The organism is Cytobacillus firmus (assembly GCF_023715565.1).
Classification (GTDB): domain Bacteria; phylum Bacillota; class Bacilli; order Bacillales; family Cytobacillaceae; genus Cytobacillus; species Cytobacillus firmus_C.
This window is the reverse complement of sequence record NZ_JAMBOJ010000185.1, coordinates 1-255: the sequence shown is the minus strand read 5'-3', so window position 1 is coordinate 255 and position 255 is coordinate 1. Positions and strand designations below refer to the sequence as shown.

Genomic DNA, 255 nt, shown 5'->3' with positions numbered 1-255 from the left:
TCGATTGAAAAATATCATCAAAGTGTAATTGAAAAATCAAATCAGCTATATAGTGAGCTTCTTGAGAACGAAATCATTCCTGAAATTAAACGTGAAAGCGACGAACAGTTATCATTGGAAGAGCTCAATCAATACGTTCAAAAAGTGGACGAAGTCGTTACCGAATATGATAAACAGATTGAAGCATCTTCAGACGTTATAGAACGAAAATCCATAAGAAGTAAACGCAAATATCCGAAACAAGTGCGTAAGCAG

At 34.9% G+C, this 255-nt stretch carries 1 pseudogene; it reads left to right on the top strand.

Going from position 1 to position 255, the window contains the following annotated elements:
* Window positions 1–255 (top strand): annotated as a pseudogene (locus M3205_RS25420) (IS5/IS1182 family transposase); the annotation flags it as partial.